The organism is Phreatobacter sp. AB_2022a, assembly GCF_026847585.1.
GTDB lineage: Bacteria > Pseudomonadota > Alphaproteobacteria > Rhizobiales > Phreatobacteraceae > Phreatobacter.
The window spans coordinates 43301-64343 of record NZ_JAPSET010000042.1 but is presented as its reverse complement, the minus strand read 5'-3'; the positions used below and the strand labels follow the sequence as shown (position 1 = coordinate 64343).

Sequence of the window (21043 nt, the reverse complement as noted above, 5' to 3'; positions counted from 1 at the left end):
CGCGCCGTTGACCATGCAGCCGATCGTGCCGTCGAGCGCGATATAGGCGAGGTCGTATTTCGACGCCTCGATCTCCTTCTCGTCCTCCTCGGTCTCGTCGCGCAGGCGGAACAGATCGGGATGCCGGTAGAGCGCATTGTCGTCGAACGACACCTTGGCATCGAGGCAGCGAAGCTGCCCGTCCTTGGTGAGGATCAGCGGATTGATCTCCAGCATCGCCATGTCGTCTTCGACGAAGGCCCGGTAGAGCTTGGCTGCCAGATCCTGCGCCTGGCGCGCAAGATCGCCCGAGAGCCCGAGCGCCTCGGCCACGGCGCGGCCGTGCTCCGCGGTCACCCCGGTTGCCGGATCGACCGAGAAGGTCCTGATCTTCTCCGGCGTCTTGTGGGCGACCTCCTCGATGTCCATGCCGCCCTCGGTCGAGACGACGAAGGCGGTGCGCGCGGTCTCGCGATCGACCAGCATGGACAGATAGAACTCGCGCTCGATGTCCGAACCGTCCTCGATATAGAGACGGTTGACCTGCTTGCCGGCCGGACCTGTCTGCACGGTGACGAGCGTATGGCCGAGCATCTGGCGGACGAAGGCGGCAGCCTCCTCGGGCGATCGGGCGAGGCGCACGCCGCCCTTGTCGCCGGCGGCGGCCTCCTTGAACTTGCCCTTGCCGCGGCCGCCGGCATGGATCTGCGACTTGACCACCCAGACCGGGCCCTTGAGCTGGCGGGCGACCGCTTCGGCGTCCTCCGCCTTCAGCACCGGATAGCCCTCGGGCACCGGCACGCCGAAGCCGCGGAGCAAAGCCTTCGCCTGATATTCGTGAATGTTCATGACGTGTCTCTCAGCGTTTGAAGGAGACAGGCGCCGTCAGCCGGCGCCGGCCATGGCTGTCGGTTCGGGGCGATCCGCCCACCCGCCGGCACAGCTTCGCCGTGCTCCCTCCCCGGGCCGGGGAGGGAGGGGTTCGTCGCCATGCGCTGCGGATCGGAGCGGCGTCAGGCCTTGATGAGGCCGGCGGCGCGCGCCCACTTGTATTTGGCGCCAAGCACCTCGACGGGCGTTTCCGTCGTATAGGGATAGGCGACGATGCCGTGATCGTAGAGCTTCTCGCAGGCCTGCTCCACCTCGGTGTCGCCGACCAGCGAAGCCACGATCGGCTTGTCGATGCCCTTCGCCCGCGCTTCAGTGACCACTTCGATCATCTTGTCGGCGAAGACCAGCGGCGGCGTCACGATGGTGTGCCAGTAGCCGAGGATGAGGGCATGGATGCGCTCGTCGGAAAGCCCCAACCGGACGGTGTTTTGATAGGTGATCGGCGGCTCGCCGCCGGTGATGTCGACCGGGTTGCCGGCGGCGCCGAAGGGCGGGATGAACTTGCGGAAGGCCGCGTCGAGATCGTCGGGCATCTTCATCAAGGTCAGGCCGTTGTCGAAGCAGGCATCCGACAGGAGCACGCCCGATCCGCCCGCGCCGGTGATGATCAGCACGTTCTCGCCTTTCGGCGCCGGCAGCACCTGGACGCCGCGGGCATATTCCAGCATGCCGCGCAGCGACGGCGCGCGGATCACGCCCGAGGCCTTCAGCACGTCGTCATAGATCTTGTCGTTGCCGGCGAGCGCGCCGGTATGAGAGGCGGCCGCCTTGGCACCATAGGCGGTGCGGCCGGCCTTCAGCATGATCACCGGTTTCTTCTTGGATACCCGCTCGGCGACCTCCGAGAAGGCACGCCCGTCCTTCAGGTCCTCGCAATGCATGGCGATGACCTGGGTGTTCGGGTCCTGCTCGAAGAAGGTCAGCAGGTCGTCCTCGTCGATGTCGGACTTGTTGCCGAGGCCGACGATCGAGGAAACGCCCATCTTGGTCGAGCGGGCGAAGCCGATGATCGACATGCCGACGCCGCCGGACTGCGACGACAGCGCCGCCTTGCCCTTCACGTCGAAGGCCGTGCAGAAGGTCGCGCAGAGATTTTCCGGCGTATAGTAGAAGCCGTAGATGTTCGGCCCCATGATGCGCACATTGTTCTTGCGCGCGGTGGCCAGCAGCTCGTCCTGCAGGGCCTGATTGTTGGTCTCCGCGAAGCCCGAGGGGATCATGACCGCGCCGGGAATGCCCTTGCGGCCGACCTCGTCCATGGCGGCGACGCAGAGATTGGCCGGCACGGCGAAGACGGCCACGTCGATCTCGCCGGGATAGTCGAGCACCGACTTGTAGGCCTTGATGTCGAGGATCGAGTCGGCCTTCGGATGGACGGGCACGATCGTGCCCTTGTAGCCGCCGTTGATCAGGTTCTTCATCACCGAATTGCCGATCTTGCCGGTTTCGTTGGAAGCACCGATCACCGCCACTGCCTTCGGGTGGAAGATGCGGTTCATCGCGGTGACGATCGCGCCCTGATCCGGTCGGAACCGCTCGACGCGCGGCTGGAAATTGCAGACGATGCGGGCATCGACCGCGGTCGCGCCCGACTTGGTCGCGAAGACCGGGTTGAGGTCGAGCTCCTCGATTTCGGGGAAGTCGTCGAGCAGCGCCGAGACCTGGACCAGGATCTGCGCCAGCGCCTCACGGTCGACCGGATCGCCGCCGCGCACGCCGTCGAGCACTTCCTTCGCCTTGATCGAGCCGATCATGTCCAGCGCCTGGGCCCGCGTGACCGGCGCGAGGCGGAAGGTGAGGTCCTTCAGCACCTCGACGAGGATGCCGCCGAGGCCAAAGGCGACGAGCTTGCCGAAGGACGGATCGGTGATCGCGCCGACCAGGGTCTCGGTCGCGCCGGAGGGCAGCATCTGCTGCACCTGCACGCCCTCGATCTTGGCGTCGGCCTTGTATTTGCGGGCATTGGCCAGAATGGTGTCATAGGCGGAGCGCGCATCGGCGTCGGTCTTGACGCCGACGATGACGCCGCCGGCGTCGGTCTTGTGCAGGATGTCGGCCGAAACGATCTTCATGACGACCGGATAGCCCATGCCGGAGGCAAGGCTTGCCGCCTGCTCGGCCGAAGTGGCGAGGCCTTCCTTGGGCAGGGGAATGTCGTAGGCGTCGCAGACGAGCTTGGCCTCGGGGGCGGTCAGGCCGGTACGGCCATCCGCTTTGACCGCATCGAGCACCTTGCGCACGGTGGCCTTGTCGGCGGCGGCGGTGGCTTGGTCGATCCGTACGGCAGCTTGGGTCACCATTGTGGGGTTCCTCCCGTGGATGTTTTTTCGGCCGATCCACAGTCGCGCCTGGCGGGACTACCGCAGGTTCGCTGCGTTCTCATTGGCGTATGGTATTTGGCATGCCAATCATCGCCACTGTCAAGAGCCTCGCCGGCTCGCAGGGGACTTTTTGCATCCGACGCGGTGGCATGGTCGCGGCAGGTGGATGCGAACAGTCTCGCGCGGACCGCGAGGCCGGAACATGAGGCTGGAGAAAAAAGGGCGGACCCCTTGCGGAGGGCCCGCCCCAGTCGGGCTTTTGCCGGTCGTGGCGGTCGAGGGACTATTCCGCCGCGACCCGTGGCTGGGCGCCCGTCGCCCCCGATTCGGTGATCGCTGCGATCCGGCTTTCGTCGAGCTTGAGGACGTCGCGCAGGATCTCTTCGGTGTGCTCGCCGAGCAGCGGCGAGCGCTTCACTTCGGTCGGGCTGTTCGACAGCTTGATCGGATTGCCGACCGAGAGATATTTGCCGCGCTTGGGATGGTCGACCTCCACCACGGTCCCGGTCTCGCGCAGCGACTTCTCCTCGGCGATCTCCTTCATCGACAGGATCGGGCCGCAGGGGATGTCGTATTTGTTGAGCTGGTCCATGGCCTCGAACTTGGTCTTGGTCATGGTCCACTGCTCGATGCGGCCGAAGATCTCATTGAGCCGCGGCAGGCGCGCCGGCGGGGTTGCGTAGTTCGGGTCGGTCTTCCAGCCGGGCTCGCCGATGACGTCGCAGATCGCCTCCCAGACCGGCGCCTGGGTGATGAAGTAGATGTAGGCGTTCGGATCGGTCTCCCAGCCCTTGCACTTCAGGATGCGGCCGGGCTGGCCGCCGCCGGAATCGTTGCCGGCGCGCGGCACGGCGTCGCCGAACGGCACGCCCTCGCCGAACTGGCTGTACTCCTTCAGCGGACCATGGGCGAGGCGCTGCTGGTCGCGCAGCTTGACGCGGCAGAGGTTGAGCACGCCGTCCTGCATGGCGCAGTCGACCTTCTGGCCGAGGCCGGAATGGGTGCGGTGATAGAGCGCCGTGACGATACCCAGCGCCAGGTGCAGGCCGGTGCCGGAATCGCCGATCTGCGCGCCCGTCACCAGCGGCACCTGATCGCGGAAGCCGGTGGTCGAGGCCGCGCCGCCCGCGCACTGGGCGACGTTCTCATAGACCTTGCAGTCTTCGTAGGGCCCGGGACCGAAACCCTTCACCGAGGCGACGATCAGGCGCGGATTGACCTCGTGCAGCTTCTTCCAGGTGAGCCCCATGCGATCGAGCACGCCGGGGGCGAAATTCTCGACCAGCACGTCGCAGATCTTCACCATCTCCCAGAGCACTTCCATGCCCTTGGGGTTCTTGGTGTCGAGCGTGATCGACCGCTTGTTGTGGTTCAGCATGGTGAAATAGAGGCTGTCGGCGTCGGGCACGTCGCGCAGCTGGCCGCGCGTGATGTCGCCGGAGCCCGGCCGCTCCACCTTGATCACGTCCGCGCCGAACCAGGCGAGCAGCTGGGTGCAGGTCGGTCCGGACTGGACATGGGTGAAATCAAGGATTCTGACGCCTTCGAGGGCCTTGGTCATGCGATCCTCCCTAAACTGGATGCCTGTCGCTGATCGGTGTCACTTCTTGCGGAGCACGCTCTGCGGATTGAGGTTGCCGATGCGGCCGCTCTCCGAGCCCGCGGCCGGGTCGATCACCGCATTGACGAGGGTCGGCTTGCCGGAATCCATCGCGGCATTGACGGCCCGGGCGAGCTCGTCGGGCGTCGTCGCCTGGACGCCGACGCCGCCGAAGGCCTCCATCATCTTGTCGTAGCGCGCGTCCTTGACGAAGACGGTGGTCGCCACGTCGCTGCCGCCGGTCGGATTGACGTCGGTGCCGCGATAGATGCCGTTATTGTTGAAGACCACCACGCAGACCGGCAGGTTGTATCGGCAGATGGTCTCGATCTCCATGCCGGAGAAGCCGAAGGCGCTGTCGCCTTCCACCGCCAGGACCGGCTTGCCGGTCTCGATCGCGGCGGCGACGGCAAAGCCCATGCCGATGCCCATCACGCCCCAGGTGCCGACGTCGAGACGCTTGCGCGGCTGGTACATGTCGATGACGCCGCGGGCGAGGTCGAGCGTATTGGCGCCCTCATTGACCAGGATCGCGTCAGGGCGCTCCTTGATGATCGTGCGCAGGGCGCCCAGCGCGCCGTGGAAATCCATCGGCGCAGTGTTCTTCATGAGCTTCGGCGCCATCTTGGCGACGTTCTCCTCACGCTTGGCGCGCACCGTCGCCACCCAGTCGGCGGGCGCCGAAGGGCCGTCATGGCCGAGGCCGGCGGCGAGCGCCGCGATGCACGAGCCGATATCGCCGACCACCGGCGCGACGATCTCGACATTGCTGTCCATTTCCTTCGGCTCGATGTCGATCTGAATGAAGCGCTTGGAGCCGGGCTCGCCCCAGGTCTTGCCCTTGCCGTGCGACAGCAGCCAGTTGAGCCGCGCCCCGACCAGCATGACGACGTCGGCTTCCTTCAGGACCGTCGAGCGCGCCGCGCCCGCGCATTGCGGATGGGTGTCGGGCAGGAGGCCCTTGGCCATGCTCATCGGCAGGAAGGGCACGCCGGTCTTTTCGACGAAACCGCGGATCGCCTCGTCGGCCTGGGCGTAGGCGGCACCCTTGCCGAGAATGATCAGCGGCCGCTTGGCGCTCTTCAAGACCTCGAGCGCGCGCTTGACCGCGGCGGGATCCGGGATCTGCGCCGGGGCGGGATCGATCACCTTGACCAGCGATTTCGCACCGGCTTCGGCATTCATGACCTGGGCGAACAGTTTCGCCGGCAGGTCGAGATAGACGCCGCCCGGCCGGCCGGAAACGGCGGCGCGGATGGCGCGCGCCACGCCGATGCCGATATCGGCCGCGTGCAGCACGCGGAAGGCGGCCTTGCACAGCGGCTTGGCGATGGCGAGCTGGTCCATCTCCTCGTAGTCGCCCTGCTGCAGGTCGACGATCTCGCGCTCGGACGAGCCGCTGATCAGGATCATCGGGAAGCAGTTGGTGGTCGCATTGGCGAGCGCGGTCAGGCCATTGAGGAAGCCGGGCGCCGAGACGGTCAGGCAGATCCCGGGTTTCTTGGTCAGAAAGCCGGCAATGGCGGCGGCGTTGCCGGCATTCTGCTCGTGCCGGAACGAGATGACGCGCATGCCCGCCGCCTGGGCCATGCGGCCGAGATCGGTGATCGGAATGCCGGGCACGCCGTAGATCGTGTCGACGCCGTTGAGCTTCAGGGCCTCGATGACCAGGTGAAAGCCGTCGGTCAGGTCTTCGACCTGCGTGTCGGCTTCGGTCGCCACCTTCAAAGTTGCCGTGCTCATCTGAAGTTTCCTCCGTTGTTCTGGTCCCCGCCCTCTCGAAGGGACGGTGGTGATGGTCGGGTGCGTCCCGGTCAGGCGAAGAACTCGCCTCCGTGCTTTTCGACATAGGCGGCGAGCCCGAGCGTATGTTCGCGCGACAGGCGCTCGGCCGCGTCCGGATCGCCGCTCTCGATGGCGGCGATGATCGCCATGTGATCGCGGATCGAGCCGCCGATACGCTCGGCCCGGCCGATGGTGATCCGGCGGATGCCGCGCACATGCAGCAGGAGATTGGCCGTAAGGTCTTCGATGAGCCGCGAGCCGCCGAGCTGGATGATCGTCTGGTGGAAGACCAGGTTGGCGGCCGAATAGGCTTCGAGATGGTCGGCCGGCTGATGGCTGGCGTCGAAATCGGCGAAGATCGCCCTGAGGCCCGCAACTTCGGTACGGGGCGCGATCGTGGCGGCACGGCGTGCGGCCATGCCCTCGAGGGCCGCCCAGACTTCGATCATCTCGACGATCTCGCGCAGCGTCTTCTTGACCACGATGATGCCGCGGCGGGGGATCGGCCTGACGAAGCCTTCGTTCTCCAGCATGGTCAGCGCCTCGCGCACCGGCGTGCGGCTGACCCCGAGTCGTTCGGAGAGCTGGCGTTCGTCGAGCCAGATCGTCTCCTTGTCGCCGTAGAGATCCATTTCCGTGATTGCCCGCTTCAGGTCGACATAGACCCGATGCTTGAACGTCTGTTCAGGCTTGAGCGCCTCGATCACCAGAGGCGCGCCGCCCCGCGCGGATGCGCCCGGGTTCGCCTGATTCTGGGCTCGATTGGCTGGTGCCTTCACGGTGCCTCGCAGTCGGCGATTGGGTTGGTGCGAAGTATGCCAGACATCTGGCATGCCAGAGAGCGACCTGTCAATGGCATCGCAGCGGACAGTTCGTTCCACCGGCCCGATCGCCGCCGGTGCCCGTTGCCGCACGCCGTCTTGAGGATGGCGGGCGTGGCGAAAGCGCCTGCCATCGCCCTTGCGGTGGCGGCGGCGAGGCTCGGCCGTCTCGGCGGCCGCGATGCCGGGACGCCTCATCGGCCGGGATGAAAAAGGCGGCCAGTCCCAAGGGGCCGGCCGCCGGAGTTTGCGGGGGAGAAAGATCAAGCGCTGGTGAGAACGCCTGCCGCCGGCTGCGGCGATGCCGGCGGCGCGATGGTGGAACGCTGGACGTGGGCGGCGAGCACCGGACGCAGGGCCACGATCGCCAGGAAGGCGGCCAACAGGTCCATGGCGGCGACGGTATAGAGCACACTCGCCCAGGTGCCTGTCGCCTCCATCAGAAGGTTGCCGACAGGGACGAACAGCGCGCCGATACCCTTGGCGCAGTAGAGCACGCCATAGATCTTGCCGATATGTTTGGTCCCGAAAGCGTCACCGGCAAGCGCGGAGAACAGTGAATAGACCTCGCCCCAGGCCAGGAACACGACGCCCGACAGGATCAGGAAGGCATAGGGGTTATGGCCGAAGTAGCCGAGCGCGATGATGCCCAGGCCTTCGATGGTGAAGGCGACGAGCATCGTCTTCTCACGCCCGATATTGTCGGAGATCCAGCCGAACAGGGGACGGGAGATGCCGTTCATGATGCGGTCCAGCATCAGGGCGAGCGGCAGCGCCGCCATGGTGAAGAAATACAGATTGACGTTGTAATTCTTGACGCCGAGATCCTGCGCGATGACGCCCAGCTGCGCGACGGCCATCATGCCGCCGGTGACCACGCAGATGAACATGAAGAACATCAGCCAGAACAGCTTGGTGTTCATGGCCTCGGTCAGCGTGTAGTCGCGCCGTGTCTGGAACACCTTGTCGGACACCTTGACTTCCGACTTTTCCGGCGCGCGCAGGAACCACGCGGCGATAAATGCGATCGTGCCCTGCAGAATGCCGAAGAACAGGAAGGCCGATTGGAAGCCGCTCGATTCGATCATCGCGGCAATGGGCAGGATCGTCGCCGCCGAGCCGGCGCCGTAGCCGCCGGCGGTCAGGCCGACGGCGAGACCGCGGCGATCCGGGAACCACTTCAAGGCGTTGTTGATGCAGGTCGCATAGATGCAGCCGACGCCGATGCCGCCCACCGCTGCGCCGAGATAGAAGCCCCATAGCGACGTCGACTGCGAATTGATGACCCAGGCAAGCCCGATACCGACCGCGCCGATCGCGACCATGAAGCGCGGACCGTACTTGTCGATGAAATAGCCCTCGATCGGGGTGAGCCAGGTTTGAACCAGGACGAAGATTGTGAAGGCGACTTGGATCGAGGCGCGATCCCAGCCAAAGGTTTGCCGAATTTCCGGAACGAACAGAGTCCAGGCATACTGAATATTCGCGGCAGCAACCATGCAGATGACGCCGACGATAATTTGGGTCCAGCGCGTCTTTTCCGAGACAGATTGTTTCGTTGGTACAGCGGTTAGGCTCATTTCATTTCCTCCTAATCCGGCCGCTTAGGCGGCGCTGTCTTTACGGCCCCTAGCCATTGGTCTCGATGTGACGGTCGGCGGGAGAGGAGGCGCTAGATCCCCCGCGACACCTGCCTCGGGCTGTAGTCCTGAGGCAGGCACATATCTGGCATGCCTAAATCTGGCATGCCAAACGGGGATCGTAAAGAAGAAACTCCGGCTTCATGCATCGATTATTCCGGCCAACGGCTATGGGAAGACTTGCGCATGACCGTGAATCTGCTCAATTCATCAGAACTGAGTTTCGCATGCCGCAATAAAGTGACGATACAATTTCGTTTTAACTATGAGACAGACTTGCTTTTCAGGAGATGCTTGGTCACAAGCTGTTAAATCTAAGCAGAAAGTATGCCTGCAGGCTCTCGATATTGCAGCGCGAGATATTGGAGGCGTTTTCCAAAAAGCCCGGCCCTATACTTCGACGTGGAAGATTTATGATTGATTCGTATACATCCCGCGTCAGATCGCCGCAGCTTGCTGCGTGAATGTAATTTGTGTAATAATTTTCATTATTTAGAGCATTAACGGGAACATATCAAAGCTTATATATCGTATATATCGAAAATTGTAGCAGGATTTAGTCCAGGCTATTCTAATTGAGCGCCAGTTGTCCGCCGGACGAGAGCCGCCTATTCTCTCAGCAGCAACAATACGACCTGCCGGGTGCGGCGGAGGACAGGTGGAGCGGCCGGTCGCGACGGTCTGCCCAACGATGCGACCAGCGGCGTGCCGGCGATGGCGCCGGACAATGTCACGCCGACGCTCTATCATCACGATTTCGCCGACGGTCGCGCGGCCCAAGGCGCAGGACATATTCCGGCTCCGCCCGCCCCGGCAATCTCGGCGCTAGAGTTTCGACGGCCGTGTCTCCGCAGGCGCACGCTTTTTTGCAATGCAATATCATCTTAGCTGCATTGCAGCACAGGCTCTGCCGCACTGGCGTCTGGCATGCCAGATAGCGCTCATCAGACGAACCGGAGACGGACATGACCACCCAGCTTCTCACTCAGTATCGCCGCCGCCAGGGCCTTGCCGAGCGCCTCTGGGCCCCGATCGCCGCTTTCCTCGACCACGTCGGCGAGATCAATGCCCGTCGCGGCGCAGTCGGCCCGTTCGGCCTCTGAACCGCGCAGTCAGTCCTACGACCAGGCTTTTCATATCGGCGGCAGAGAGCGCCCGCCCCGGTACGGTTCACTTCAGGTGAACTGTGCGCGAAAGCGGGACTTGTCCGGCAGGGCGGGACCAGTTTCCCACCACTGCTTGGTTTTTGCGATGGCCGGGAACACTGGTCGTTAGCTGACCCAGGCGCGTCAGGCTCCTGGCCGGGCGCTCCTCCCACGGCTGTTCGCGATGAGCGCCCGTTGCCGGGGCGAACGCAATCAGGCAGGCGAGATTGACACGGGTCTTGCCCGCCATGCCGTGGAGGGCCGCACGCAGCGCACCCGCGCCAGTGTGGCGAACCGTCCCCGGTTCGGCGCCGAGGCTTGCCCCGATGGCGTGGTGGCGAGCTATCGGCAGGCTCGGCTTCTGACCTTGACGGTCGTGGCGAACCATCTGGTTTGGGACGCAGCGTTCGGGGTCCATGGCCAGAACGCGATGCTCTGCCCGAGGACCCGCTTGCCGCTGTGACCAGGCCGCTCCCGCAGCCTCGACGCGAGGGCCGACGGCGTCATTGGCCGATCCCAGCCGAGCCATCTCTGATCTGCGGGCGCCCTGATCCAGCTGCCGACCGCTCTCTGGTTCGGATGAAGGTCTCCCCGCAGGCGCGCCCGGGCCGATCCACCTTGCCCGCCTCCCAGGGGCGCGGGCGATCGAGACCTCCAGCCGTCACGGCAAGATGCGCATTCTCCTGGCCGCGCTGATCGCTGCCATGGCCTATCCGGCCCGCGAGATCCGGCAGCAATTTGAGAAGCGCCGGCGCATCGAAACGAACTATCGCCAGATCAAGCGGGACATGCCCGGCCGCGAACCGACCTTGCGCTCCGGCACAGCGGAAACCGTCCATCAGGAGATCTGGCGGCCTTGCTGTCCTCTGGTCGGCTCGAAATGACCGAGAACGCCTGCGAGGCCAGCACGGCTTCACTGCCGCGCTCCCCTATCTGCGCCACGCGTGGGGATGGATGGCGATGGAGGCGCCGAGGCAACTTTCCGCGCGCCTGATCCGCCTGCGCAATCGGCTCGCCGATCTCCTGCTCCCTCGAAACCAGGGGCGGGCAAGCCGCCCGTCTCGTCAAAAGGCCACCTCACCGATACGAAAACGCGTACCGTCAAACCCCTGCAGTGAACCGCATTGGGGCTCGCGCCCTCTCCTTTTGTTTGGCCCGATCACGGCCCGGCCACATTTTTCAGCGCTCTTTCTCCTTGCGTACTGGCATAACATATACCAGACTACCCACAAGTGAGTGACAGTAGGTCGCATTGACAAACTAAAATCAGGGGTAGGAAATGACTGATACTGCGCAAGGAGGAGCGTCAGCTCCGCGCGTCAGCGATCGCTATCGTTGGACGCAGCTCGTCATTGGCGTCATCTGCATGGTGATGATCGCCAACCTGCAATATGGCTGGACGTTCTTCGTCCCGGACATCCAGAAGAAGTTCGGCTGGGATCGCGCTGCGATCCAGTGGGCCTTTACCCTGTTCGTGCTCTTCGAAACCTGGCTCGTGCCGATCGAAGGCTGGTTCGTCGACAAGTACGGACCGCGTGTCGTCATCATCTTCGGCGGCGTCCTGTGCGCCGTCGGCTGGGTCATCAACGGCTATGCCGATACGCTCAGCGGCTTCTATCTCGGCCAGGTGATCGCGGGCATCGGCGCCGGCGCCGTCTACGGCACCTGCGTCGGCAACGCCCTGAAATGGTTTCCGGACAAGCGCGGCCTTGCCGCCGGCATCACCGCCGCCGGCTTCGGCGCGGGCTCGGCGCTGACGGTCGCGCCGATCCAGGCGATGATCCAGAATTCGGGCTTCCAGGCGGCCTTCATCAATTTCGGCATCGGCCAGGGCATCATCATCGTGATCATGGCCTTCTTCCTGGCGGCGCCGTTGGCCGGCCAGGTCCCGGCGGTGGTGGCCAATGCCAACATCATCCAGACCCGTCGCAACTACAAACCGACGGAAGTGCTGCGCCAGCCGATCTTCTGGCTGATGTATTTCATGTTCGTCATCGTCGGCGCCGGCGGCCTGATGATCACCGCCAACCTCAAGCCGATCGCCGCCGACTTCAAGATCGACAACGTGCCGGTGACGCTGATGGGCGTGACCATGACGGTGGTCACCTTCGCGGCCACCATCGACCGCGTGCTGAACGGCCTGACGCGCCCGTTCTTCGGCTGGGTTTCGGACAATATCGGCCGCGAGAACACCATGTTCATCGCCTTCGCGATGGAAGGCATCGGCATCTACATGCTCTACCTCTGGGGTCATGACCCCGTCTGGTTCGTGCTGCTCTCCGGCTTCGTGTTCTTCGCCTGGGGTGAGATCTACTCGCTGTTCCCCTCGACCTGCACCGACACGTTCGGCGCCAAGTTCGCGGCGACCAATGCGGGCCTTCTCTACACCGCCAAGGGCACGGCGGCGCTGCTCGTGCCCTTCGCGAACTACCTGCAGCAGTCGCACGGCAGTTGGGACGGCGTGTTCCTGATCGCCGCCGGCGCCAACATCCTGGCTTCGGTTCTCGCCATCGCGGTGCTGAAGCCCTGGCGCGCCGGCGTCGTCGCCCGCGCCCAGATCCCCGAGGCGACGGCCGCCAAGGCCGCCTGAACCTCCCTCGCTGATCGACATGGGAGGCCGCGACCCCGAGGGGTCGCGGCCTTCTTCTTGTCCGCGGGCGCAGCCATCGGCCGCCGCGGCTTCCGGAAGAAATTGCGCCGCCACCCGGCATATGCCGGCTAACGCATGCGGGCGTGCCGCCTATCGTGGGCGCGCAGCAGCGAAGAGGTGGGGCTGCATTCCGAAAGCCGCCAGACCGAGGAAAAACGCCATGCTGGCCAAGCGCCTTCACGTCCAATTGACCGAATGGAAGCCGAACGACTATTCCGAGAGCCGCGACCACGATCATGAGCTGGAATGGTATCTGTGGTTCGAGGGACGCCTCGCCTACAGCCTGTTCGACCGCGGCCCGAGCGACCTCGTTCCCCTGCCGGGAGCCTTCAGGGACACGCGCACGGGCCGGCTCGAAACCAGGCCGACGATCTATCCGCTTGTGGTCGGCAATCGTTTCGAGGTGCGCCTGGTCGCGATCGAGCGCGACGGGCCGCAATGGCTCGACCCGGACGACCGGGCCAAGGGCGAGTTCTTCATCGACATGGACAAGGACCCGCCGGTTTCGACCTGGCGGATCATCGCGGCCGATCCACGCAACACCGATCTCAATGTCGAGGCGTCGTTCAGGATCAACTGGCTGGACTATGTCGACACGGACGAGATCGTCGAGCCCGGCCCGCCTCGGATCATCGACGACGCGAACTATCCCTACCCCTGGGGCGACGAGGTCATGGTGTTCGAGCATTGGCTCGGCCTCGGCCGCAAGGCGGCGCTCAAGCTCACCGGCGAAAACCGCTTTTCGCGCCGGGAGTTCCTGTCATTCACCGGCACTCCCGGCCGGCCGGGCCAGCTCAAGCGCATGGTGCAGGACGTCTATCGTTTCGGCACCGCCCAAATCGGCGTCGCCAACGATACGGTCAGCAGCGTCTATGTCCCGCGCAAGCGGCCGGGCACCCTCACGGTGAAACTTCACGCGCACGACTTCGGCGATCCGCGCTTCGCTGAGGGCGCCGGCAGATATTTCGGCTCCACGGGCCTCTACAATCTCAGCGAATTCGGCTTCGACGACCGCGTCTCCGCGGTGGAGGTCACCCATACCTATCCCAAGCCGACCTCGTCGCCGGTCAACTGATCCGACGCGCCGCATCGCGATCCCGGGCCCGCGGGCCCGGCCGGCCGGCGGACAGGTCTGATCGGTTCGGCCGATCGATCCGATGAGAATTATCGCAGTTCCCCCGGCACACGGGTCCGCGCATTGCTGGCGGCTCGGGCGAGCCGGAGGAGCGCGATGCCAGGACACGAGAGGGACAATGCCTCGACCGGCGGGGCGGCCGCCGGCCTGCGGGGCGGCATCGCCGGCCGCGCGCTGCTCGCCCTCGCCGCTTCGCTCGTGGCGCCGGGCCTTGCGGTGGCGCAGGTCTCCCTGCCGCCGATGAATCTTGGCGACAGCAGCATCCAGGACGCGATCGCCGGCCCCGGCTTCGCCATGCAGGAGACCATCGGCTTCAACCGCGCGGCACGCTTTCGCGATGCCCGCGGCGGCCTGGCCGGCCGGCCGGCCGGGCTGACCGCCGCCTCGGTTCTCACGCAGCTCATCTACGTCTCCGAGCACAGGCTCTTCGGCGCCTATTGGGGCGCGGAGATCATCATCCCCGTCGCCCATGCGGCGCTCCGGCAGGGCGGCGGCATGGCGCGAAACGATACCGCGATCGGAGACATCTTCGTCAGCCCGCTCATGTTGCAATGGCCGAAGACCATGCTGTTGGGGCGGCCCTTCTGGCAGAGGCTCAATCTGAACGTCACCCTGCCGACCGGCGCCTATGACAATCTCGCGCCGCTCAATATCGGCACCAATGCCTGGGTGCTCAACCCGCACTATGCCTTCACCTACGAGGTCTCCGACGACTGGGAGGTGAGCGGCCGCCTGCACTACCTCTGGTCCAGCGCCAATGCCGATCCGCCCGCCGCGCTGAAGGCACGGCGGATCCAGGCCGGCCAGGCCGTCCACCTCAATGCCTCCGTCTCGCGGGCGTTCGGCGACAATCTGCGCATCGGTCTCTCCGGCTACTATCTGCGCCAGATCAGCGACGACCGCATCGACGCAGTCCGCGTCGGCGGCCGCGAGCAGGTGCTGGGCATCGGGCCCGTGGTCAAATGGCAGGCGGGCCGGACCGCGCTGGTCGCGGCGGCCTATTGGGAAACGCTGGCGCGGGATCGGCCCGAGGGCTGGCGGCTCAGCCTGCGCGTCGCCCGGGGCTTCTGAGAGCCCGTGGCGCCGGCCTCATTCGCCGCGCGCGATGATCGCCTTCAGGTGCTCGCGGAATGCCCGCGCCGCCGGACCGAGCGGCTTGTCCAGGCGATGCGCGAGATAGACCTCCTGCGGATATTGCGCATCGCGGCCGAGCGACGTGGTGGCGATCCGGACGAGCCGTCCCGCGGCGATATCGTCCCGGATCAGCCAGGAGGGCAGCCGCCCCCAGCCGAGACCGGCGGCAATGAGCCGATATTTGGTGTCCTGCGTGTTGACCCGGCAGGTGCGCGGCGACAGCACGTTGAACTCGCGGCCTTCCGACAGGGGCGTCGGATCGGACAGCACGATCTGCAGGTGGTCGGCGAGCTCGGCGATCTCGACCGGCGCCTCGGCCGATCGCCGGGCGAGCGGGTGGCCGGCCGCTGCGACCGCCACCTGCGTCACCGCCGTGATGGCTTCGAGCGCGATGCGGGGATGGCGGAAATCCTCGCCGACCATGACGGCGAGCAGGCTCCGGTCTTCGAGCAGCGCGGCCGGCGGGCCGCCCATCGGCTCGACCGCCACGCGCAGGGCGACGGATGGATAGGTCTGCCGCAGCGCGGTCAAGGCCGCGCCGATCTGGCCCATCGGAAACAGCGTATCGACGGTGACCGAGAGTTCCAGCTCCACACCATGGCCGAGCCCCCTCGCCCGCGCCCGCATGGCGTCCACGCGCAGCAGAATGTCCCGGGCATTGGCGAGCAGGGCCTTGCCTTCCGGCGTGAGGACGGGCCTGTGCCCGGAGCGGTCGAACAGGACGACGCCGAGCTCGGCTTCCAGATTGGCGATGGCATGGCTCACCGCCGACTGCACCCGCGACAGCCGTTGCGCCGCCATGCGAAAGCTGCCGGTATCGGCAATCGCCACCAGAGCGCGCATCTGGTCGAGGGTCAGCGCATCGAGCATGATCGATTATTTTGAACAGTCTGATGGATATTTTATCACTGCCATAGATCAATAAAAAGCCCGAAAAGAATCGCCTCGCCGGCATCGGGGACCCTGCAGCATGGCCGCCATCCTGAGCACCGAAACACCGACGGTCGAGCATTCGGCCGTGCCCTGGGGGGCGGTGCTCGCGACGGTCGGCGCCGGCCTCGTCTCCGCGCTGCAGGTCGGCAAGGGCGCGATCGCCGCGCCGCTGCTCCAATCGGCCTTCCGGATCGACCTTGCCATGGTCGGATGGGTCATCTCGGTCTTCGCCATTCTGGGGCTCGTCGGCGGCATTGCCGCGGGCGCGCTGTCCGCCCGGTGGGGCGACCGGCGCATCCTGCTTGCCGGCCTGGTCGCGACACTCGCCGGCGCCGGGCTCGGCAGCCAGGCGCCGAGCTACCAGGTCCTGCTGTTCTCGCGCGTCCTCGAAGGCCTTGGCTTTCTCATGACCACCGTCGCGGCGCCCGCCATCCTCAGGCAGATCGTGCCCGCGCCGCGCCAGAATTTCGTCTTCGCCCTCTGGAGCTGCTTCATGCCGACCGGCATGGCGCTCGCCCTGCTCTCCGGCCCGCTCTTCGCGTCGTGGCAGCAGATGTGGCTGGCCAGCGCCCTTGCGACGCTGCTCGCGCTCGCATGCGGGCTCGCTCTCATTCCAGCCGGCAGCGGGCGAGACGATGCGCGGTCCGGCAACCTGCTGGCGGACACCAGGCTCATCGTGACGTCGCGCGCCGCCGTGCTGCTGGCAAGCGCGATGATGCTCTACAGCGCGATGTTTTTCGCGGTCTTCAGTTTTCTGCCGATTCTGCTGATGAACCGTATGGGCGCCGGCGTCGGCCTTGCCGGCGTCCTCAGCGCGGTTGCGTCGATCGCCAATGTCGGCGGCAATCTCGGGGCCGGCCATCTGCTCGGCCGCGGCGCGAGCCGGCCGGCGCTCATCGGCATCGCCAGCACGGTGATGGGGCTTGCGGCCGTCGGCATCTTCGCCTTCTCCCTGCCGGGAGCCGCGGCCTTCGCGCTCTGCGTCCTGTTCGCCGGCATCGGCGGCATGATCCCGGCGACGATCCTCTCGTCGACGCCGAAGGTCGTGCCGTCCGCCGCGCTCGTCGCGATCGCGGTCGGCCTCGTCACCCAGGGCAACGGCCTCGGCCAGGTTCTCGCCCCCATCGCCATCGGCGCGGCGATCGAAACCTATGGCTGGTCTGCTCCGGCCGTCATCGTGCCGCTCCTTGCCGTCCTCACCATCGCCGTGGCGCGCGCGATGCGCGGCACGGCCATCGCCGAGGCCTGAGGCGAAACCGCGAGACGGCTGCGGGGCGCTCAGAAGAGTGAGACGCCTGTCAGCTGCGTGAGCCGCTCCACCAGCGCGTCCTGAAAATCGGCATCGGATACGTCAGGCGCAGGAGCCTGCTGCCGGCGATGGTGCCAATAGCGCCCGCTGACCTTGGCGGCGGGATCCTCGCTCACGGCGAGCCAGGTCTGCGTGAGGTGGCCCTTTTCCAGATCATCGGGCGCGCCCGGCCCGCCCATGCGCGTCGGCACCCAGCCCGGATCGACGGCGTTGCTGAGCACATCGGGCCAGTGCCGGGCGACCGCGAAGGCGAGTGTGGCGACATGGAGCTTGCTGTCCGAATAGGCGCGCGTCGCATCCCAGCGCCGCTCCCGCCAGTCGATATCGTGGAGCGCCCGCGAGCCGCCCCGGTGCATGCCGCTGCTGAGATAAACGAGGCGTCCGGGCCGCTCGATCAGCGCGGTCAGCATGAACGGCGCCAACGTGTTGACCGCGACAATGCCGGCATGGCCTTCCGGGGTCGGCTGCCGGTCGGGTGTCGCATAGAGGCCGGCATTGTGGATGACGGCGTCCATCCGGCCCAAGGCATTGACCTGGTCGGCGATGGTGCGGGTCTCGGCGGCGCTGGCAAGATCGCCGACGACGGTGCCGAGCGCTCGCGGCGCGAGTTCGGCGAGCGCCGCGGCACGCGCAGCCGAGCGGGCATGCAGCACGACCTCATGGCCCTCGCGCAGAAGGGTCTGCGCGGCCGCGCGACCAAGGCCTTCCGTGCTGCCGGTGACGAAGATGCGGGCCATGGCAAATCCCTCCACGCGTTGCGGGTCAGGCCGGATCTCATATCAGCTTGAGAGCCTCGAAGCTGGCATGGCCGTCGCGCCAACGATGATGTGATCTTCGGTGTTGCCCCCGGGGAGGATCGCTGCCGGGCCCTGCCCGCACCGCCCGCCTTGAACTGCGAAGCCGTTGGCGAGCCCGGCCTTCCCCTTCCGAAGGGGAGCGATCAGCGGCAGGCGGATCAAAAGACGGCGTTGAAGGCCGCAAGGCGCGGCTTCCCATTGGCCGCCGGCATGCTCTAACTGTCATATGCCGCACGAGCCTGCCACACAGACCACGGCCGAGACCGCCGAAGCCGACCTTGCCGCCGCGGGCCTGAAACCTCACGACGGCCGCTATTCCGCCTTTGCGCCATTGCGCCAGCCGATCTTCCGTGCGGTCTGGATCGCCAGCCTTGCCTCGAACTTCGGCGGTCTCGTCCAGATGGTCGGCGCCGCCTGGCTGATGACCTCGCTCTCCGATTCGCCGCACATGGTCGCGCTGGTCCAGGCCTCGACCACGCTGCCGGTGATGATGTTCTCGCTGGCCGCCGGCGCGATCGCGGACAATTACGACCGCCGCCGCATCCTGCTGACGGCGCAGGGCTTCATGCTCGTCGTTTCGACCATGCTGGCGGTCTTCGCCTGGTTCGGACTGCTCTCGCCTTGGCTGCTGCTCGGTTTCACCTTCCTGATCGGCTGCGGCAACGCGCTCAACAACCCGGCCTGGCAGTCCTCGGTCGGCGACATGGTGCCGCGGCCCGAGCTGCCGGCGGCGGTGACGCTGAACAGCGTCGCCTTCAACATCGCCCGCAGCGTCGGCCCGGCGATCGGCGGCGCCATCGTCGCCGCCTTCGGCGCGGTCGCTGCCTTCGTCGTCAATGCCTTCAGCTATATCGGCCTGCTTGCCGTGCTCGCGCGCTGGCAGCCCCCGCATGTCGAGCGCGTGCTGCCGCGCGAGACGTTCTGGCTCGCGATGAGCGCGGGTCTCCGCTATGTCGCGATGTCGCCCAATATCCGCGCCGTCCTGCTGCGTGCCTTCCTCTTCGGCTTCGGCGGCATTGTCGGCCTCGCCCTGATGCCGCTGGTCGCGCGCGACCTCGTGCGCGGCGGCCCGCTGACATTCGGCATCCTGCTGGGAGCCTTCGGCGCTGGCGCGGTTGCCGGAGCGTTCGTCAGCGCCAGGCTGCGCCGCCGCTTCAGCACCGAGACCCTCGTGCGCCTGACCTTCCTGGCCTATGCGGCCGCGGCCCTGGTGGTAGGGCTGAGCCCGACTCTATGGCTCACCATGCCGGCTCTTGGCGTCGGCGGTGCCTGCTGGGTGCTGGCGCTCTCGACCTTCAATTCGACGGTGCAGCTGTCGGCGCCGCGCTGGGTGGTGGGGCGCGCGCTTGCGCTCTACCAGATGGCGGCCTTCGGCGGCATGGCCGCGGGCAGCTGGGCCTGGGGCTGGGTCACGCTCCATTCCGGCCCGGCCGGCGGCCTGTGGGCAGCGGCGGTCGCCCTCGTCTGCGGCGCCGCCGCCGGGCTGCGCTATCGGCTGCCGCCGCTCGAGGCGCTCAATCTCGATCCGCTCAGCCGGTGGCGGGAGCCCGAGGTCGCGGTCGATATCGAGCCGCGCAGCGGCCCGGTCTTCGTCACCATCGAATGGCGCATCCGGCAGGAGGACGTGGTCGAGTTCCTCAAGGCGATGGAGGAGCGCCGGCGCATCCGCCGCCGCGACGGCGCGCGCCACTGGGCGCTGCTGCGCGACCTGACCGATGCCGAGCTCTGGATCGAGCGCTACGACAGCCCGACCTGGGTCGAATATGTCCGCCAGGCCCAGCGCGTCACCCAGGCCGACGCCGAGATCGGCGACCGGGTCAGGGATCTGCATATCGGGCCCGAGCCGCCGGTCGTGCACCGCATGGTCGAGCGCCAGACCGGCGTGCTGCCGCCCGAGGTGCTGCGCGCGACCCGCCAGGCGCAGGCCTCGCCCTGAGCGGCGGCGCTGGACCGGCTCGGTCGCGCGGCAGCCTCTGGCTGCAGCGCGCACGACCAGCTGGATTCCGACCGCGTCAGATCAGCTTGAGACCCTTGAAGCTGACATGGCCGTCGCGGCCGACGATGATGTGGTCGTGCACGGCGACGCCGAGCGGGCGCGCGATGTCCGCGATCGCTTTCGTCATCTCGATATCGGCGCGCGACGGCGTGGGATCGCCGGACGGATGGTTGTGCACGAGCACGAGGGCGGTGGAGGAGAGTTCCAGCGCCCGCTTCACCACCTCGCGCGGATAGACCGGCGTGTGGTCGACCGTGCCCTCGCCCTGCAGCTCGTCGGCAATCAGCGCATTCTTCTTGTCGAGATAGAGGACGCGGAACTGCTCGCGTTCGGCGAAGGCCATGGCCGTGCGGCAATAATCGAGCACGGCGGACCAGGACGACAGCACCGGCCGGCGCGCGATGCGGCCGCGCCCGAAGCGCACCGCGGCCGCCTGGACCACCTTCACCTCGACGATCGCCGCGGGCGTCATGCCCTCGACCTCGGCGAGCCGGGCCGCCGGCGCCGCAACCACCTCGGCGAAGGAGCCGAAACGTTTCAGCAGATCCTTGGCCAGCGGCTTGACGTCGCGCCGGGGAATGGCGCGGAACAGCACGAGTTCGATGAGTTCGTAGTCGGCGAGCGCCTCCGCCCCCGCCTCCCGGAAGCGCTGGCGCAGCCTTTCGCGGTGGCCGTGATAATGCGGCGGCTCGGCGGCTTCGGTCAGGCCCGAAACGGTCTTGTCGGTCATCGGCGCGCGGCTCTCCGAAACCGACGCTAATCGACATCGCCGCGCATGCAGGTTCCGGTGGAATACGGATGAGGCGGCGCGCCCGTCGCGCTTTCGAGCAAGATCGGGAGGCGTCAGGCCCCGGCGCCGTTGCCACGAAATAGCGACGGTCCGCAGCGTCCGTGACGATCGCGATGC

General features: G+C 66.5%; 16 protein-coding genes. 7 read left to right on the top strand and 9 right to left on the bottom strand.

Annotated features, from left to right (window positions below; all coding sequences use genetic code 11):
* The 6 genes from OZ671_RS24690 to oxlT (OZ671_RS24665) all read right to left on the bottom strand — a co-directional run.
* Positions 1 to 828: ATP-grasp domain-containing protein (locus OZ671_RS24690; protein ID WP_268863182.1), on the bottom strand; the 828-nt coding region annotated here is incomplete at its 3' end.
* Positions 829 to 992: 164 nt separating this feature from the next.
* Complete coding sequence (locus OZ671_RS24685) at positions 993 to 3170, bottom strand: acetate--CoA ligase family protein (protein ID WP_268863181.1); 2178 nt, start codon at positions 3168 to 3170, stop codon at positions 993 to 995.
* Positions 3171 to 3474: 304 nt separating this feature from the next.
* Positions 3475 to 4752 carry a formyl-CoA transferase gene (gene frc / locus OZ671_RS24680; RefSeq protein ID WP_268863180.1) on the bottom strand — a complete coding sequence of 426 codons (1278 nt, stop codon included), beginning with the start codon at positions 4750 to 4752 and terminating at the stop codon, positions 3475 to 3477.
* 39 nt (positions 4753 to 4791) lie between these two features.
* Positions 4792 to 6534, bottom strand: a complete 1743-nt coding sequence (oxc, locus tag OZ671_RS24675; RefSeq protein WP_268863179.1) for an oxalyl-CoA decarboxylase — start codon at positions 6532 to 6534, stop codon at positions 4792 to 4794.
* A gap of 71 nt (positions 6535 to 6605) precedes the next feature.
* Positions 6606 to 7283 (bottom strand): GntR family transcriptional regulator, encoded by a 678-nt coding sequence (locus OZ671_RS24670; RefSeq protein WP_268863178.1) that lies wholly within the window; start codon positions 7281 to 7283, stop codon positions 6606 to 6608.
* Between the two features lie 377 nt (positions 7284 to 7660).
* Positions 7661 to 8977 (bottom strand): oxalate/formate MFS antiporter, encoded by a 1317-nt coding sequence (gene oxlT / locus OZ671_RS24665; RefSeq protein WP_268863177.1) that lies wholly within the window; start codon positions 8975 to 8977, stop codon positions 7661 to 7663.
* Positions 8978 to 10002: 1025 nt separating this feature from the next.
* Here oxlT (OZ671_RS24665) and OZ671_RS24660 point away from each other — a divergent pair.
* The 5 genes from OZ671_RS24660 (at position 10003) to OZ671_RS24640 (ending at position 15038) form a co-directional block, all read left to right on the top strand.
* The gene (locus OZ671_RS24660; RefSeq protein ID WP_268863176.1) at positions 10003 to 10140 is read left to right on the top strand and encodes a hypothetical protein; all 138 of its coding nucleotides are present in this window, start codon (positions 10003 to 10005) and stop codon (positions 10138 to 10140) included.
* A gap of 713 nt (positions 10141 to 10853) precedes the next feature.
* Positions 10854 to 11066 (top strand): hypothetical protein, encoded by a 213-nt coding sequence (locus OZ671_RS24655; protein WP_268863175.1) that lies wholly within the window; start codon positions 10854 to 10856, stop codon positions 11064 to 11066.
* Positions 11067 to 11461: 395 nt separating this feature from the next.
* A complete protein-coding gene (gene oxlT, locus OZ671_RS24650) occupies positions 11462 to 12772 on the top strand; it encodes an oxalate/formate MFS antiporter (RefSeq protein ID WP_268863174.1) in 1311 nt (436 codons plus the stop codon).
* 220 nt (positions 12773 to 12992) lie between these two features.
* The gene (locus OZ671_RS24645) at positions 12993 to 13907 is read left to right on the top strand and encodes a hypothetical protein (protein WP_268863173.1); all 915 of its coding nucleotides are present in this window, start codon (positions 12993 to 12995) and stop codon (positions 13905 to 13907) included.
* Positions 13908 to 14063: 156 nt separating this feature from the next.
* Positions 14064 to 15038, top strand: a complete 975-nt coding sequence (locus OZ671_RS24640) for a SphA family protein (protein WP_268863172.1) — start codon at positions 14064 to 14066, stop codon at positions 15036 to 15038.
* 18 nt (positions 15039 to 15056) lie between these two features.
* On the opposite strand, the gene OZ671_RS24635 is transcribed toward OZ671_RS24640, so the two are convergent.
* On the bottom strand, positions 15057 to 15971 hold the full coding sequence (locus OZ671_RS24635; protein WP_268863171.1) for a LysR family transcriptional regulator: 915 nt from the start codon (positions 15969 to 15971) through the stop codon (positions 15057 to 15059).
* Between the two features lie 100 nt (positions 15972 to 16071).
* On the opposite strand from OZ671_RS24635, the gene OZ671_RS24630 reads away from it, so the two are divergent.
* Complete coding sequence (locus tag OZ671_RS24630) at positions 16072 to 17283, top strand: MFS transporter (RefSeq protein WP_268863170.1); 1212 nt, start codon at positions 16072 to 16074, stop codon at positions 17281 to 17283.
* Positions 17284 to 17312: 29 nt separating this feature from the next.
* Here the strand turns inward: OZ671_RS24630 and OZ671_RS24625 are convergent, their stop codons facing one another.
* Positions 17313 to 18080 (bottom strand): SDR family NAD(P)-dependent oxidoreductase, encoded by a 768-nt coding sequence (locus OZ671_RS24625; RefSeq protein ID WP_268863169.1) that lies wholly within the window; start codon positions 18078 to 18080, stop codon positions 17313 to 17315.
* Between the two features lie 286 nt (positions 18081 to 18366).
* Between OZ671_RS24625 and OZ671_RS24620 the strand changes: the two genes are divergently transcribed.
* A complete protein-coding gene (locus tag OZ671_RS24620) occupies positions 18367 to 20076 on the top strand; it encodes an MFS transporter (protein WP_268863168.1) in 1710 nt (569 codons plus the stop codon).
* A gap of 76 nt (positions 20077 to 20152) precedes the next feature.
* Here OZ671_RS24620 and radC read toward each other — a convergent pair whose 3' ends face one another.
* Positions 20153 to 20866 carry a RadC family protein gene (gene radC / locus OZ671_RS24615; protein ID WP_268863167.1) on the bottom strand — a complete coding sequence of 238 codons (714 nt, stop codon included), beginning with the start codon at positions 20864 to 20866 and terminating at the stop codon, positions 20153 to 20155.
* Positions 20867 to 21043 lie beyond the last annotated feature (177 nt).

Bases quoted from the DNA above. Each gene is read 5' to 3' on its own strand.
- OZ671_RS24685 (WP_268863181.1), bottom strand. From the start codon at position 3,170: ATGGTGACCCAAGCTGCCGTACGGATCGACCAAGCCACCGCCGCCGCC.
- frc (WP_268863180.1), bottom strand. From the start codon at position 4,752: ATGACCAAGGCCCTCGAAGGCGTCAGAATCCTTGATTTCACCCATGTC.
- oxc (WP_268863179.1), bottom strand. From the start codon at position 6,534: ATGAGCACGGCAACTTTGAAGGTGGCGACCGAAGCCGACACGCAGGTC.
- oxlT (WP_268863177.1), bottom strand. From the start codon at position 8,977: ATGAGCCTAACCGCTGTACCAACGAAACAATCTGTCTCGGAAAAGACG.
- OZ671_RS24660 (WP_268863176.1), top strand. From the start codon at position 10,003: ATGACCACCCAGCTTCTCACTCAGTATCGCCGCCGCCAGGGCCTTGCC.
- OZ671_RS24655 (WP_268863175.1), top strand. From the start codon at position 10,854: ATGCGCATTCTCCTGGCCGCGCTGATCGCTGCCATGGCCTATCCGGCC.
- oxlT (WP_268863174.1), top strand. From the start codon at position 11,462: ATGACTGATACTGCGCAAGGAGGAGCGTCAGCTCCGCGCGTCAGCGAT.
- OZ671_RS24645 (WP_268863173.1), top strand. From the start codon at position 12,993: ATGCTGGCCAAGCGCCTTCACGTCCAATTGACCGAATGGAAGCCGAAC.
- OZ671_RS24640 (WP_268863172.1), top strand. From the start codon at position 14,064: ATGCCAGGACACGAGAGGGACAATGCCTCGACCGGCGGGGCGGCCGCC.
- OZ671_RS24635 (WP_268863171.1), bottom strand. From the start codon at position 15,971: ATGCTCGATGCGCTGACCCTCGACCAGATGCGCGCTCTGGTGGCGATT.
- OZ671_RS24630 (WP_268863170.1), top strand. From the start codon at position 16,072: ATGGCCGCCATCCTGAGCACCGAAACACCGACGGTCGAGCATTCGGCC.
- OZ671_RS24625 (WP_268863169.1), bottom strand. From the start codon at position 18,080: ATGGCCCGCATCTTCGTCACCGGCAGCACGGAAGGCCTTGGTCGCGCG.
- OZ671_RS24620 (WP_268863168.1), top strand. From the start codon at position 18,367: ATGCCGCACGAGCCTGCCACACAGACCACGGCCGAGACCGCCGAAGCC.
- radC (WP_268863167.1), bottom strand. From the start codon at position 20,866: ATGACCGACAAGACCGTTTCGGGCCTGACCGAAGCCGCCGAGCCGCCG.